Annotated in this window: 9 protein-coding genes and 1 pseudogene; 2 read left to right on the top strand and 8 right to left on the bottom strand. The window is 49.5% G+C overall.

Translation table 11 applies throughout. The annotated features are described in order from the left end of the window. Nucleotides 1-106: 106 nt before the first annotated feature. Nucleotides 107-1057 carry a HAMP domain-containing sensor histidine kinase gene (locus NTW12_10365; GenBank protein ID MCX5846738.1) on the bottom strand — a complete coding sequence of 317 codons (951 nt, stop codon included), beginning with the start codon at nt 1055-1057 and terminating at the stop codon, nt 107-109. A gap of 174 nt (nt 1058-1231) precedes the next feature. Between NTW12_10365 and NTW12_10370 the strand changes: the two genes are divergently transcribed. Then, nucleotides 1232-2980, top strand: coding sequence for a cobalamin-dependent protein (locus tag NTW12_10370; protein ID MCX5846739.1), 1749 nt, complete (start codon nt 1232-1234; stop codon nt 2978-2980). Between the two features lie 191 nt (nt 2981-3171). After that, nucleotides 3172-4935 (top strand): class I adenylate-forming enzyme family protein, encoded by a 1764-nt coding sequence (locus NTW12_10375; GenBank protein MCX5846740.1) that lies wholly within the window; start codon nt 3172-3174, stop codon nt 4933-4935. A 163-nt stretch (nt 4936-5098) separates the two neighbouring features. Here the strand turns inward: NTW12_10375 and NTW12_10380 are convergent, their stop codons facing one another. The 7 genes and pseudogenes from NTW12_10380 to NTW12_10410 all read right to left on the bottom strand — a co-directional run bounded on the left by NTW12_10380 (nt 5099) and on the right by NTW12_10410 (nt 15818). Then, nucleotides 5099-5611: a chemotaxis protein CheW gene (locus NTW12_10380; protein MCX5846741.1), complete on the bottom strand. Its 513-nt coding sequence runs from the start codon at nt 5609-5611 to the stop codon at nt 5099-5101. A 143-nt stretch (nt 5612-5754) separates the two neighbouring features. Next, the gene (locus NTW12_10385) at nt 5755-7647 is read right to left on the bottom strand and encodes a methyl-accepting chemotaxis protein (GenBank protein ID MCX5846742.1); all 1893 of its coding nucleotides are present in this window, start codon (nt 7645-7647) and stop codon (nt 5755-5757) included. Nucleotides 7648-7706: 59 nt separating this feature from the next. Further along, complete coding sequence (locus tag NTW12_10390; protein ID MCX5846743.1) at nt 7707-8105, bottom strand: hypothetical protein; 399 nt, start codon at nt 8103-8105, stop codon at nt 7707-7709. 214 nt (nt 8106-8319) lie between these two features. Next, complete coding sequence (locus NTW12_10395; protein ID MCX5846744.1) at nt 8320-9708, bottom strand: sigma-54 dependent transcriptional regulator; 1389 nt, start codon at nt 9706-9708, stop codon at nt 8320-8322. Nucleotides 9709-9724: 16 nt separating this feature from the next. Then, nucleotides 9725-12925: a PAS domain S-box protein gene (locus NTW12_10400; GenBank protein ID MCX5846745.1), complete on the bottom strand. Its 3201-nt coding sequence runs from the start codon at nt 12923-12925 to the stop codon at nt 9725-9727. Nucleotides 12926-13416: 491 nt separating this feature from the next. After that, nucleotides 13417-13872 carry a cache domain-containing protein gene (locus NTW12_10405; GenBank protein ID MCX5846746.1) on the bottom strand — a complete coding sequence of 152 codons (456 nt, stop codon included), beginning with the start codon at nt 13870-13872 and terminating at the stop codon, nt 13417-13419. Nucleotides 13873-14042: 170 nt separating this feature from the next. Continuing rightward, nucleotides 14043-15818, bottom strand: a pseudogene (locus NTW12_10410) (acetoacetate--CoA ligase).

Here is a 15818-nt window from a genome sequence, read left to right on the forward strand (position 1 = left end):
CCTTGAAGGGAGAGATTCAGTTTCAGGCCTTGGGCGATATGCTCATCATCCTCGATGATGAGGATGCGTTTTTGCAGAGTATCTTTCATGATTGTTCCTTTTCGGTTTATAAGGATAATGTCACTGTGAAAACAGATCCTTTTCCCACCCCGTCGCTCTCCGCGACGATCTTTCCGTGATGGAGTCTGGCTATGTGCTGAGCTAGATAGAGTCCTATGCCGCTTCCTCCTACAAGGGTATGCTCATCGTGGTGTCGGCTCTGATAAAATTTCTTAAATATTTTTTTCCGTTCTTCCTTATCGATACCGATCCCGTTGTCCCTGAAGCGAATCAGCAGAACATTCTCCCCCTCCTTGAAGGTGATGTTGATGCAAGGTCTACCGGAATTATTGTATTTCATGGCATTGGTCAGGATATTCATCAGGAGCATCTCAAACAGGGATATGATGACGGGCTGATAGAATTCCTTCCCCGAGGGGTTCTCGATATGGATGTCACATCCTCGAAAGATATGGTGGTTACTAGCAAGAAATCCTTGAATCAGCTCAACAAGGTCGACGTTCGTGAATTCCCCTTCGTAAACCTTGCTCTCGATCCGGGCAAGATTCAGGATACTGTTGATATTGCTTGAAAGACGTTCTACATCCTGAAGCATGAAACTGATATATTTGAGTTGCTCAACATGAGGGATTTCATACTTGGTAAAGGTTTCCAGATAAAGCTTCAGGGAGGTAACCGGAGTTTTAAGCTCATGGGTGAAGTTGTTGATGAAAGTTTGTTGCAGGCGATAGAGCTGGAGGGTTTTCAGGTTATAAATAAAGATGATGAGAATCCCTGCCAGAATGATGCCGACCAGCAGCGACAGGACGAGGATGACAACCCAGGGTCTGGCCTCAAAAAATTGGTTTGGATCGAGGTTGTAACGATAGCTGACCGTTTTGAGCCCCTCGCTTATCCCGACGTACCAATAGATATATAAAAAGAGGGAGCACACGAGTGCAACCATTGAGAGGACGAAGACAAAAATTGGATGAAAAAACCATCTCGCCTGTTTCATAATTATTCATAACCTATATGACATAACTAATCATGTCAATTTCCCTTCCCTGTTCCACCCTCTTCCGTTTTGTAAAAGTATTGTAAAACAGATACTTATAGCTTTCTTTCCGTCAATATATTTTTTAAGGTACCTCCATACCAAATATCTGATCCCATTACGGAGGAGAAAAACATGCTTAATCGTTCCCACCTTAGCCATCCCGTCCACCCCCTCGGAACCCGTGCCCGTGTTCTGCTAACCAGTGTTTTCGGACCCTACGCCCAGGATGACGAGTACGGGAGTCGCACAATCAACCCGATGGAACTATATCAGAATCAAGTAACTCGTGTCCAGGGAGGGTTTTCTCTGCGTATGTTTCATCGCACCTTCGGTCTGATGATGATTCATGCCAATCTCAAAGCCCCCTGTACAATACTGGATTTTTCAACCCTTGAACGTTTCATCGAGGAAATTCGGCATCATACCTATGATATCATCGGTATCAGCGCAATCATTCCGAATATCGGCAAGGTTAAGAAGATGTGTGAGCTGATCCGGCAGTATCAGCCCACAGCCACGATTGTCATCGGCGGACATATCACCAATAAAGAAGGGGTCGAGCAGATGATCGATGCGGACCGTATTGTCCGTGGCGAGGGCATCCGGTGGTTTCAGCGATATCTCGGGCAGGATGACACAGCGCCTATAAAACACCCACTGGCCATTTCAGGGTTTGGCGGCAGGATCATGGGTGTCAGTCTTGGCAATAGACCCGGCCGTACTGCGGCGATCCTGATTCCCTCCGTCGGTTGCCCGGTTGGGTGCAACTTCTGCTCAACATCGGCATTATTCGGCGGTAAGGGGCATTTCATTAATTTCTACGAAACAGGTGATGAACTATTTAACGTCATGTGCGAAATTGAAAAGAAGCTTAATGTTCGATCCTTCTTTACTTTGGACGAAAACTTTCTCCTCCACAAGAAAAGAGCGTTGAGGCTCCTTGAGCTGATGGAGGCCAACAATAAAAGCTGGGCAATATCCGTGTTCAGCTCCGCACGGGTTCTGCAATCCTATACGATTGATCAACTGGTGGGGCTGGGTATCGGCTGGATATGGATGGGGCTGGAAGGGGAAGGCAGCAATTACAATAAGCTCAATGGGGTTGATACACTCGCCCTGGTGAAGCTCCTGCAGTCTCACGGTATCCGCGTCCTGGGATCATCGATCATCGGTCTCGAAGACCACAGACCCGAAAATATGGATGCGATCATCGATTATGCCATCGGACATGAAACGGTTTTTCACCAGTTTATGCTTTACACACCCATTTCAGGGACACCCCTGTATGAAAAGCACAAGCAGGAGGGCACGCTGTTACCGGAATCAGAATTACCCGATGCCGATACCCACGGACAATATCGCTTCAATTACCGTCATCAGCATATCAACGGCGGGCAGGAAGAGAAATATATTCTTGAGGCCTTTTGGCGTGACTTTAAGGTCAACGGCCCCAGTCTGCTTCGCTTGATACGGGTTCTGTTGAAGGGGTGGCAGATGCATAAGGATCATCCCCGGCGCATCCGGGACCGTTTCGCCTGGGAGGTCTTCCCTTTGCGCTCAACGTATGCCGGCGCCGTTTGGGCCACAAGGAAATGGTATCGCAACGATGAACGTATTGCCACGAAGGCAGATAAGCTCCTGAAGGATATCTATGCCACATTTGGATGGAAAACAAGGCTCATCGCGCCACTTATCGGCAGGTTCACCTTTTTTACCTTGAAGAAGGAGGAAGAACGGCTGGCGAAAGGATGGAGCTACGAACCCTGTTCCTTCTACGAAAAAAACGATGCGGCCAAAGCATTGGAAAAGGCACATGCCATGAAGCACAGGGTCAACGTGCAAAAAAAGCATCCTGTCGTCAATGAACCGATTCCAACATAGAGTGAACACAATCAAGCCATTATCTCCAGAGTGCAGTATGCGATGATTATTATAATTACCGATGGATCTTTCCTTGAGAAAGCGGAAACCCAGGGAAGCTCCAGGTGTCGACCTAATTAACCCTTGACGAAAGAAGGAAATTATGAAAACGTAAATACTACCTAACGCCATAATATCAATGGAAAAAACATATGATGCGTAACAATAACCTGTATACCCTGACTACAGGCGCATCCATCCATGAGATGTGTCTCTATGCCAACCCCATCGAAGAATACCGGGCAGCCTTTGCAGACCGTACTCAACCCTTTCTCTGCTATTATACTTACGAAGAAGACGACATAAAGAAACGAATCTTGTCCAGGGGAGAGTTCTGGGATCTTGCCTGTTTGGGAGCGGCATACCTCGCTGACCAGGGGTTATCAAAGGGCGACCGGATCATTCATGGCTTCTCTGAGAACAGCCCATATGATATTATATTCAGACTTTCAGCAGCTCTCACCGGCTGTGTTCCGGTAACAATAAACTGGCAGGCGGATGATAACGATCGCCTCATTTACAAAGCCGCAGTGACCCGTTCAAAACTCTTTCTGTACGACCGGGGTTTCAGCGAGAGGATTAAGGAAATCAAAACCAGCCTTTCAGGAAAAACATTTTCCCCTGTTGAAGGCATCGAGAAATATGAGCCTGCCGCTTCCTGGACTCCCCCTTCCTCATCTTACGAAGATGAAAAAATGATCATCTTTACCGCCGGTTCCACCGGTCTTCCCAAAGGGGTAAGCCTGTCTCATCGAAGTTATCTGGCAAACCGGCTGACCTTTGAGGAATATTTCAGTCTGCCGGATTCCACTCCCCTCGATCTCTTGCTGGTAAATCCCCTGCATCATACCAACTCATCGGCCCTGTCCGACTGGGGCATGCGACGAAAGGGAGCGATCATTCACCTGGTTCAGCGTTATTCAACACTCTACTGGAAGATAGTGACGGAAGTTGCCCGCAAGAAGCGGGGTTCACTCGTTGCAGCAATGGTTCCCCGCCATATCGACTTTCTGCAAGGTCTTATCGAAACATCGCACCTTCCCGTCAACCAAAACGACTTGATGGAAGCGTTGCACCAAACGGAAATTCTCATAGGCTCGGCACCCGTTGGACCGACAACCGTCAACCGGATTCTGAAGTTCAGCCGCCGCTATCCTCACGTCCGGTTCGGCTCAACCGAAACATGTCTTCAGGTCATGGCAACCCCGATTGCGATGACGGAAGAAGAAGCAAAATCGGCATTTGAAGCGGGCTGGAGTCATGAGTTCCGGGGCGAGAAACAGGTGGGTTATTATATTGGAAGAGATCACCCTCCCTTTACGAAGGTGAAAATCGTCAGAGCCATAGAACCGGGGCAGGAAGGGTATATGGAATCCTGCGGGATCGGTGAACCGGGCTATCTGATTACCCGGGGCGCAAATCTGATGACGGGGTATGTGGGACAGGATGAAGCCACAAAAAAGGTATTCAGGGAAGGCTGGTACAGTGGACTCCGGGATATCGGTTTTGCCCTGCAGGGAACGGCGGGTTGTCTTGATTATTACTGGGTGACAAGAGACACGGCCCTGCTGATCCGGGGCGGCGCCAACTATTCCTATGAACAGATTGCCGCCGATTTATCCCGGTTTCTTGTTGAGGATTTCACACTGCATCCCGATCAGTTCAAGCTAGCCGTCATAGGGCTTCGTATTAAGAGCGAACATGACGACAGTTGCTGTGTTACCATAGAGCTTAATGAAGAAATCGCCCACAGAGAAGAAGAATTAAAGGCAACCTTCATTGAGAAGGCCTTCAGCAAGGTTTCAAAAGGAAGCCGTCCTGATTATGTCCGATTTGCCAGGATTCCCCTGAGTTTCAAGGGAGCTATCCTGATTCCCCAGTTGAAGCAGGATTTTGAGGAATATCTGAAACAATAGAATCAACAAGGACTATGTCATGAAAAAGGGGGGTATCCCAACCCTTCCCCGATGCTGCAGCCGGATGTTTACCCCTCGATCATATAAATAATCGCCTGTCCGGCTTCAATGGTTAACGGTTGTCTCTCTATCATGGAGGAAACACATAAACCGGATGGTGGTCTTACGCTGCCTCACACATACTTGCCGTCTCCCGGGCGCTCACCACTTTTTCGATATCGAGAAGGATCTTGACCCCGCCTCCCGCTTTTGCCATGCCAAGGATGTAATCCGTCCTCATAGCGACCCCGAAGGTCGGCGTGTCTTCAATATCGGCTTCTTTGACGTTTAATACCTCCGATACCGCATCCACCACGATCCCCATCTGTACATTACCGGTATCCGTCTTGATCTCCACGACGATGATACAGGTGCGATCCGTATATCCTGCTTCCTCCAGACCGAACTTGAGCCGGAGATCAACCACGGGAATGACCTTACCCCGAAGGTTAATAACCCCTTTGACATACACTGGCGCCTGGGGCATAGTGGTGATCGCCATCATCCCGATGATCTCCTTGACCTTCAGGATACCAATTCCGTATTCCTCCGCCGCCAGAGAAAAGGTCAGGTACTTTCCCTCCCGGTCAGCGATATTTTTTTCACCCCGGTCTGTTGTTTTCATTAATTCTGTCATTATTTCGTATCCTCCACTACCCTAATACTTTATTCTTCGGGAATTCATATTCATAAAAAACAGCACTTCTGAGCATCAATAAGGATTTTGAAAACTTTGAAGGAGGGGAAATCCCCTCCTTCATTCTAACATACAGCGTATCATTAAAAGTCCTTGAATTGCCCCTCATCCATAGGGATCACCTGGTCGGCTCGGCTTCCTCTCCCTTTGTTATAGGGTACAATCCCCTTACCTGTTCCTTTCTTAGCGGTAACTGCATTTATAACCCCGCGTATTCCCTTTTTCACCGGGATGTTCTCACTGCTGCCATTACCGGCGCCGTTTGCACTCCCGCCAATGATAATGGCCAGCGTGGAGGATATATGTTTCATCTGTTCCGCCTGGGCATTCATTTCCTCGGATGCAGAAGCAGACTCTTCGGCATTGGCTGCCGTCTGCTGCGTCACCTTGTCCATTTCCGCTACGGCCTTGTTGATCTGGTCGATCCCCTGAGCCTGTTCCTGCGATGCAGCTGCGATCTCGCCAACAAGTTCACCCACCTTGGATGCACTGACGGCCACTTCGGCAAATGCCTCATTGGTTTTTACCACCAGATTAGAGCCATCTTTTATCTTCTTCACCGTGCCTTCAATTAACCCTGATGTGTTCTTTGCAGCATCGGCCGCCCTCTTCGCCAGGTTTCTCACCTCTTCAGCCACCACAGCAAAGCCGGCTCCCACCTCTCCTGCCCGGGCTGCTTCCACCGCGGCATTCAACGCCAGAAGATTGGTCTGGAAAGCAATTTCGTCAATTGTTTTTATAATTTTTGATGTCTCCTCGCTGGCTGCGGATATTTCTCCCATCGATCTGGTCAGGCTTTCCATGGAGCCATTCGCCTTCTGGATGACCTGGTTTGCCTCCTTCATGAGGCTGTCTGCCTGGGAGGCATTCCCCGCATTCTGCTTTGTCATGGAAGACATTTCCTCAAGCGAAGACGAAGTTTCCTCGATTGCTGCGGCTTGTTCGGATGACCCTTCGGCAAGGCTCTGGCTGGCAGCAGCAACCTGACTCGATGCGGCGGCAACCTGATGAGCCGCTTCGCCCATCTGGTCCACGGCGTTTTGGATCGGTGAGGAAATTCGCCTGGCAAAAAAGGCGACAGCTATAATGGTTATGACAAGGAAAATAACGCTGGCTATTGCGATGAAATTGCGTATTGAATGGGCCGCCGCCATAAACTCGCCCGCATCCTGTGTTACACAGACACTCCACCCTGTGAGTTCTACCGGCGCGAATCCGGCGATCTTTTTTGTTCCCTTATAGATGTAATCCTGAACCGCCGTCTGTTTCGCGGTCATCATTTTAGAGATCTCTTCCATGCCGCTTAATGTCGTAATATTCAGTGACAGGATGTTGGCCTTATCCGGATGCCCAATGATGAGTCCTGTCTGGTCAATCATAAAACCGTATCCTGTCTGCCCCATTTTTGCCGTCACTTTATCTGCAAGATAATCAATTTTAAGGGCAATGACGGCCGTACCAATAAATGTCCCATCTTTCGTAATGGGCGCACAGACAGTGGCGATGGGATTCCCTGTTTTTTTCGATTTGACGACGGCGCCCACATTCGCCTTTCCACCCCTGGCATTCTGGAAATAGCCCCGGTCCGCAAGAGAGAGACCTTTGTAATCACCATTGTTACCATCGGAGACAACGATGCCATTTGCATCGGTTACCATCATCGCTTCATAATCCTTCCCGAATTTCGCCATAGCCTCGGTAAGCTTCCCGCTCATCGTTTCACCATCGATAGTGTTAGCGGCATTTACCGCTTCACTGCTTATGGCAAGTTCACCGGCGACCTTGAGCTCAACAGCAAGCACCTCCTGCACCATGTCGGCAAGTTTGCCGGCGCCTTTCATTGCGCGATCCTTTGCGGCTTCCTCGAGCGCACCCGATGCCTTCACCGTGGCAAAGATCCCCACGACCAGGAGAGGAATCAACACAGCAATGATACCTCCCGCAACCAGTTTAAAACCAAGCGTCCTTTTCTTCATGTATCCTGTTCTCCTTAAAAAATTATTATTGATAAACTATTCACGTTTTCCTCGCTCCTTTATGTGTGGAGGTCGAGGTTTTTGTCGGCACCCAGATTCCTGATCATGAGGCTGAGAACGGCGGCAACATCAACGAAATCACTGTCGCAATAACTCAAGAATCTCGGCTTCAGCATATGACCTTTCGCAACCGTATCCGGATCACTGTTGGGCAAAACAAGAATGATCTTCATGTCCCACAGAAGGTCCCGGATGGACAGGAGATCGAGAAGATCCTCTTTGGAAGAGGCAAGGAGAAGAGCGATAGTCATGTCGTTCCGTGGCTGGCGAAGCCCTCTTGACAATGCATCGATGGACCGGTAAATATCTACATTCCCCTCTGAAACTACCGTTTCGATGACCTGTAAAATCCGTTCTCCTGCGCCCTTCGTCTTTATTGAATAGATAAGCACTGTCATGTTCCGGAATGCTCTCCTTAGAATTAGCTGTGCAAGCAGAGGGCAACAATCATGCCATTGGTGCTGCCTGATACATATTACATGATTACGGGTAGTTAGAAAGTATTGAGGATTAATGACAGGTAGCGGTTTGTCTGATAATACCAGAACAAGTCTGAATAAAATGGAACTTGTCCAGTTTTTTTAGACAACTTTTCGGAAGTGACGGGTTACATTAATCGGGTATTTCAATCCCGTGATTTTTGATAAGTTGGTACAGTCGTGCCCGGCGTAGGCCGGATATCTCACAGGACTTCCCGATGTTTCCCCCCGTCATATTCATCAGTTCCTGAAGATACTGCCGTTCCTCCCTGGCGAAAACAGATTCCCGGCGTTCCTTCAGAGTGCACATTTTCGCGGAAGGCATGATGACATCTTCCTTTTTATGTATAGCGTTCCGGGCCAAATGGACGCGAAGGTGCGTGGGAAGGTGTTTGGGATAGAGGATAGGTTCGTGAAGTGCCGCCGCGAGAGCACTTTCCAGGGCATTGACCAGTTCGCGGATATTCCCGGGCCAGTCATAGGCACAAATGGTCTCGATGAATTCAGGGGAAAAACCTTTTGCCTCCGTGCCGTGCCGCTTACAGATTTTATTCACATAATAAAATGTGATTTCCTTGATGTCTCCGGGATGTTCTCTCAACGGTGGCATTTCAAGGGTAATAACGCGCAGACGGAAGAAGAGGTCTTCTCTGAATTTACCCTCCTGAACCATTGTGTTGAGGTCACGGTTGGTTGCAGCAATTACCCTGAATTCGCTTGTAACTTCCCGTTTAGCTGCCAGGGGGCGGAAACGATGCTCCTGCAGAACCCGGAGGAAGGATTTCTGAGCGGAAAGGGGAAGATCACCCACTTCATCGAGAAAAAGGGTACCGCCGTCGGCCTGTTTTATCAGGCCCTCCCGGTGTCTGTCCGCTCCTGTAAAGGCGCCCCTTTCATGACCGAAGAGGATGCTCTCGATGATAGTAGGAGGAAGGGAAGCACAATCGACAGTAACAAAGGCCATGCCTGACCGTGAACTGTTGTTGTGAATTGCCTGGGCAAAGAGTTCTTTGCCGGTCCCGGTTTCACCGGTGATAAGGATGTTGGCATCGCTGGCAGCCGCCTGGGCGACAAGTTCCATACAGGCTTCCATTGTTGCACTACTGCCGATAATGCCCTCCCGTTTCAGTATCAGGGGTGTTCCTTTCCCTTTTTTTACCTCCCTGTACTGAAGGGCACGTACTAAAGGCAGTTCAATCATGTTTCTTACTAAAGGTTTTTCGATGAAATCCCAGGCGCCGTTTTTTATCGCCAGCTCTGCGCCATCAGGACTGCCGTACCCCGTGATGATGATCACTTCAGGGGCGGAAGGCGTCGTATGGATATCAGGCAATAACATCAGCCCGTTACCGTCAGGGAGCTGCACATCCAGAAAAACAACATCAAAGCTATGAGATAAAGCTGCCTTAAGACCCTCTTCTGCCGTGAAGGCACAGGCGACCTCGTGCCCCATAGTAATGATCATGTCGCGCAGCATTTCTGAATTGAGACGGTCGTCGTCGATGATCAAAACTTTTCCCATGCGACACTGTTCCTCATCATTCCTTTTTATCCAGCACCTGCCGGATGGCTGAAGCAATCTGATTCTTAATGATGGGCTTCATAATAAACTCCCTTAGACCGAGAGCCTTCGCCTTTTCCGGTGTGATCGCTTCACTGAATCCCGTGCAGAGGATTACCGGTATGCCGGGCTGGATACGCATGATTTCCTGGGTCAATTCGATCCCTGTCATGTTCGGCATAGTCATGTCGGTAATCACAAGGTCAAACCGGTCGGGCCGGGACCGAAAGAGTTCCAGGGCTTCCAGGCTGCTCGTCCTTCCGACAACCTGATACCCCAGGCCGGTCAGCATGTCTTTTCCAAGGTTAACGAGAGCTTCCTCATCGTCCACAAAAAGGATACATTCTTCTCCCCCGACGATATGCGCTGCAACCTTTTCTTCCCGTTCCCCTTCCGCATCCACCAATAGAGGCAGGTGCACGCGGAATTCGGTTCCTTTCCCCACCTCACTTTTTACGTTAATCGTGCCGCCATAACTTTTTATGATGCCGTATACCACGGAAAGTCCTAAACCGGTTCCTTCCCCCTGCTTTTTTGTAGTGAAAAAAGGATCGAAGATTCGCTCCACAATAACGGGATCTATACCGTGTCCCGTGTCGCTGACTGTGAGTTTAAGGTACATTCCAGGAGTAACGCCATGCTGAATGCTTAAAGCATCACTGTCCTTAATTTCCACAGGGACGAGACGGATATTCAATTCGCCTTTTTTTTCACGCATGGCATGGACCGCGTTGGTACAGAGATTCATCATTATTTGATGGATTTGCGTGGGATCGGCGAAAACCGTGTCCAGGTCGGATTGAATGTCCTGACGAATCGTTATTGTCGTGGGCAGAGATGCCCGGAGGAGTTTCAGCACTTCCTTGATAATAGGACTGACTCTCAAGGGGCGCGGTTTCTGATCGCTTTGGCGGCTGAAGTCGAGGATCTGTTTCACCAGGTCTCTTGCCCGTTCTCCGGCCTTATAAACCTGATCAAGATAACGCCGGAGAGGACTGTTCTTGTCCATTGCTCCGAGCGCCATTTCGGTGTAGCCCAGGATGGCGCTGAGGATATTGTTGAAATCATGGGCAATTCCCCCGGCAAGTGTTCCGATGGCCTCCATTTTCTGGGCATGACTGAGATGGGATTCAAGGAGCTTGCGGTCCGTGATGTCCTGGATAGTGCCCTCATAGTAAAGCAACTTTTTACTGTTGTCACGAACAGCGCGTCCGCTCATATTCGTCCATACGATGCTTCTGTCCTTCCGGAAAAACTGGATTTCATGTCCCTGAATAGTTCCCTGTTCATTCATGAGATTGAGAAGCTCGGAGCATCGTTCAGGATTGACATACATTTGTCGGGCCATATCTGTGACCGTGTTCACTACCTCCTCCGGAGATTCATATCCAAGGAGCCTGGCAAAAGCGGGATTGGCGCTTATGATGCGTCCCTCGGGAGTGGCCTGGAATATGCCCATGACGGCGTTTTCAAATATGTTCCTGTACTTTTCCTCCGCCAGCTTGCGGATGGTTACGTCCTCCAGTGTTTCGATGGCAGCAAGAACAATCCCCTTTGAATCCCGGATTGCACCGGCAGTAAAGCGCAACCACTTCCCATTCTCCCCCAGGGCAGGGAAAAAATCCGTGGCCTCACACGCATCTTCAATCAACGGAGGCTTGACATACTTGCCGGAATACCACTGGGGAACCAACTCAACAGCCTCATCCACCAGCAAGTCTGCCATACAGGGCCTCTCTACATTGTAAAAGGCCCTCCAGTGCGTACAGGTACCTACTACTTCCTCAGACTTGATACTGCTTATTTCTTCCAGCGCCTTGTTCCAATGGATGACCCGGTGGTCCTTCCCTATGACAAAGGTCGGGATCGGAGAACCATTGATAATACTATGCAACCGCTGTTCACTCTCCCTGAGCGCCTCCTCCGCCCGCTTGCGCTCGGTGATGTCCATATACGTTCCGAGTACGCCACTGATCTCCCCCTTAGAACTGAGCAGAGGTATCTTGCTCGTAAGAAGCGTGATGGTGTTCCCTTCGGGGGTCGTCTGGGGTTCTTCGATGAGAAACTTGGAGCAGCCGCTCTCGATGACCTGGCGGTCATCGCCGCGATACAATTCCGCCTGATCACGCCACCCCATCTGGTAATCATCTTTCCCGATGATGTCCTTCGGATCGGCAAATCCCGCATCGTGGGCGAATACCGCGTTACAGCCTAAGTAAACGAGATTCTTGTCCTTCCAGAATACCCTCACGGGTATCGCGTTGATAATCCCTTCGATGATCTGCTGTGATTCCCGCAGCGCCTCCTCCGCCTGTTTGCGCTCGCTGATATCGCGAGCCACCTCAATCACGCCTGTCACCTCCCCATGATCACCAAAGAGGGGGGAAGCGTGTACCTCCCAGATCCTGCCGTCGGAAGTTATGGATTCCCCTGATGTTGGTTTTCCGGAAGTGAAACACCCCCGCACCGGACATATTTCACAGGGTTCTGATCGCGCATGTCGGGCTTGGTAGCAGTATTGACCGATAAAATCCGACAGGCTTATATTCATGTCCGCAGCAGCCCTTTCATTTGCCCAAACGATCCTCAAATCCGGTGAAAGCAGGACAGATGCGGGAATGGCATCCAGAATAGCGCGGAATTCCTGGTAGAGAGATCGATACTTCCTTTCGTTCTCCCGCAGTTCTTCCTCCGCCTGCTTCTGGGCGGTGATGTCCCTGGCGGTGCCCTCAAAACCAATGATCGTGCCGGCTTCGTCCCTCAAAGGAACAGCACTTGAGGTGTGCCAGCGCCATGAGCCGTCGATGTGCCGCACGCGGTACTCGACGCCCTCTTGTCGTTGTCCCGTCTCGATCACTCTCTGCAGGAATACCATGCACCCCGCAAGATCATCCGGATGGACGAATGGCTGGAATGGTTGCCCAGCTACCTGCGTTACCGGGTGCCCCAGGAGGGCGGTCCAACCAGGAGAGACGAAGGTGAATACGCCATCTGCGGTGAGCGTATAGATGATGTCGTGGCTGTTCTCGATCAACAGGCGGTACTTCTCCTCGCTCTTCCGCAGCGCCTCCTCGGTGCGCTTGCGTTCTGATTCCGATTGTTCGAGTTCCTGGATTTTCTGCCTTAAGAAGGAATTCTCTTCGAGCAGTTCTTGATTTGTTCTGGATGGATCTTCCACATGATGCCCCTTTATAATGACTAACAGTGTCGGCTAAAAAGAAAGACGGGTAGTATTGGTTACGAGACCTGTTAACGGATGCAAACGTACTGGATACCCATTAAGATGTCAATTGGAATATAGTTCATCAGATACTGCTTGCCATTTGATATCATCAACTTTTTTTATGTCTCTACCGAATTGTGGATAACAGGAAGGAGCAAACAAACCTGTAACAATTTTTTAATCAGTGGAGCTGAATCTTAAGAAACTCCTTTAGAGAGAGCACTATGAGTGAATATACGCAGAGGAAAATAAAAAGATTTTTTACAGGACTGCCTAAGCTACTTTGACTTGTCCCACGTCGTTCTTTATTGATGCCACTTCCTTTCGCTTATTGTGGTGATTTTCCAGGCCTGTTCCTCCATTTTCAATGATCAATTAAGATTAATTATGAAATTCAGGGATTGAACGGAGAGTACCCTTCAATCCCCGCCTTTCTTCACCTTTGCCTACGAATTCATACCCTTTCTTTGTGATAAGAATTGAAGATTATAAGAAATAAGGGGTAACCAATCCTCTATGTAGGCTCCACTACAAAAGATCAGGTCATCGACCTTCTCAAAATACACAATCTTAGGCATCGTCTTTTTTGTTACCGGGTTGTACCATTCGTAATCGGTCCAGCCACTGCCTTTCGTATTGGCGTCATCAAGGATCTCTCGGATAAACTTCTTGCCTTCAGAATCTTTGAGGCCAATGAAGTTTTGACCCGTATATTTTTCATTGACTCCGTGTGCTACCATGTTCCCTTCGGTGTTCAACACAAAAATATACATTTCGTCCTGAATAAAAGGTCCTTTTTGATTTGTAAACTCAGCCAAAGCGATCTCTTTACCGGAATTTGTGTAAAAAGTTATTGCCTTGGCCACCCACTCTTTCGCTTCTTCCTGTGATCTTTCTAACATATGCTCCTCCATTATTTAATGGGCCGATATCCGATCAATGTGATGATCAGCCCAGGTTATAGGTTTACATCCAGTACCTGAAACTTGGCGGTCGTTATTCCGATACCTCAAATCCCAGCACTTTTATCAGGTTATCAACGGTCATTCACTATTTTGCGAGAAGCCGCATTTCAAGACACCCTGATCGGTGAGCCCAGTAACTGCGGTAACAGTCTTTCGAAGTAATCCAGCGACTCGGGGTTTATTAACGCATCCCGGTTCGTCACCGGTCTGCCGTTGAACAGATTCGTCACCGCGCTTTCTACTTTTTTCATGCTGAAAGTGTACGGAATATCCGGTACTGCAATGATTTCGGCGGGTACATGCCGGGGTGAACCATTCTCCCGCAGAGCGATTCGAATTTTTCCCTTAAACTCGTCTGCCAACGTCACACCATCGGCAAGTTTAACGAAAAGGACGATGCGCTGATCGTTATCCCAGTTCTGCCCGATCACCAGACTGTCCATTACTCCGTCTATTCGCTGCACGACACTGTAAATTTCCGACGTGCCGATGCGCACACCGGAAGGTTTGAGCACCGCATCCGAACGTCCGAAGAATGATACGCCGCCGGTTTTGCTGTCGATGACGATGTAATCGCCATGTCTCCAGACATCCTTATTGGGGAAAAAGTCAAAGTAGGCATCGCGGTATTTGCTCCCCTCCGGATCGTTCCAAAAGCAAATCGGCATAGAGGGCGAGGGAGCTTCACAGACCAGTTCGCCCTGCCGGTCATAGATCGGATTTCCGGTTTCATTGTATGCATTGACTTTCATTGCAAGCGCTCGTCCCTGCACTTCTCCCGCATAAACCGGGCTGACCGGATTACCGGCGGCAAAACAACCATTGATGTCCGTACCGCCGGAAATCGAATTGAGGTGCACATCACGCTTAATCTCGCGATAAACATACTCAAAACCTTCCGCGGAAAGGGGCGACCCGGTCTGCGAAATCTCTTTCAGCGACGATAAATCGTAGTCCTTGCCCGGTCTCAGCCTTTGTTTGATCATGTTGTGAATGTATGTCGCGCTCGTGCCGAATACGGTAATCTTTTCATCCTGCACAATCTGCCACATTGCTCCGGCGTCGGGATAACCCGGATTGCCGTCGTAGATGACAACTGTTGCACCGACCGCGAGCGAACTGAGCAGCCAGTTCCACATCATCCAACTGCACGAGGTAATGTAAAAGATTCTGTCCTCGCGTTTCAGGTCTGTGTGTAATAATTGTTCTTTGAGCTGATTGATCAGAATGCCGCCCGCGCTTTGCACCATACACTTGGGCTTTCCTGTCGTCCCCGATGAGAACATGATATATAACGGATGGTCAAACGGCAATTGCTCGAATTCGATGGGCAGTCCTTCCTCTGCAGCGAGAAAATCAGCCCAGTGTACCGCGTTGGGAATCATGCCGATGTCTGTCGGCTTTGTCCGATGTATATGATACGACGACGACCTTTTTCAGCGTGGGGATTCCTTTTGCGACATGAGCCGCGTTTTCGCGAGTATCGAAACGCTTTCCTTTGTAAAAGTACCCGTCGGCAGTAAAAAGCACTTCCGGCTGCACCTGTCCCAGCCTGTCCAGTGCGGCTTGCGGACCGATGTCCGTTGCACATGAAGACCATGTCGCGCCGATGCTCGTCGCTGCAAGCATCGCAATCGCCGTCTCCATCAAGTTGGGCATGTATGCTGCGACACGATCTCCGGGAGCGATTCCCATCGCGCGGAGCGATTTCGCCACTCGTGCGACTGCGTCGTACAATTCCGCATACGTCATTGTGGAGGATTTCTGTGTCTCTCCTCTAAAAATAAATGCGAGATTACCGTCACGATAGCGCAAAAGATTCTCTGCAAAATTCAACCGCGCGCCGCTAAACCATTTCGCGCCGGGAAAATGGTGCAAGTCGT

Source organism: Deltaproteobacteria bacterium, assembly GCA_026388545.1.
In the GTDB taxonomy this organism is placed as follows: Bacteria; Desulfobacterota; Syntrophia; order Syntrophales; family UBA2185; genus JAPLJS01.

Coding starts and splice junctions, on each gene's coding strand:
- NTW12_10365 (MCX5846738.1), bottom strand. CDS start 1,057: ATGAAACAGGCGAGATGGTTTTTTCATCCAATTTTTGTCTTCGTCCTC.
- NTW12_10370 (MCX5846739.1), top strand. CDS start 1,232: ATGCTTAATCGTTCCCACCTTAGCCATCCCGTCCACCCCCTCGGAACC.
- NTW12_10375 (MCX5846740.1), top strand. CDS start 3,172: ATGATGCGTAACAATAACCTGTATACCCTGACTACAGGCGCATCCATC.
- NTW12_10380 (MCX5846741.1), bottom strand. CDS start 5,611: ATGACAGAATTAATGAAAACAACAGACCGGGGTGAAAAAAATATCGCT.
- NTW12_10385 (MCX5846742.1), bottom strand. CDS start 7,647: ATGAAGAAAAGGACGCTTGGTTTTAAACTGGTTGCGGGAGGTATCATT.
- NTW12_10390 (MCX5846743.1), bottom strand. CDS start 8,105: ATGACAGTGCTTATCTATTCAATAAAGACGAAGGGCGCAGGAGAACGG.
- NTW12_10395 (MCX5846744.1), bottom strand. CDS start 9,708: ATGGGAAAAGTTTTGATCATCGACGACGACCGTCTCAATTCAGAAATG.
- NTW12_10405 (MCX5846746.1), bottom strand. CDS start 13,872: ATGTTAGAAAGATCACAGGAAGAAGCGAAAGAGTGGGTGGCCAAGGCA.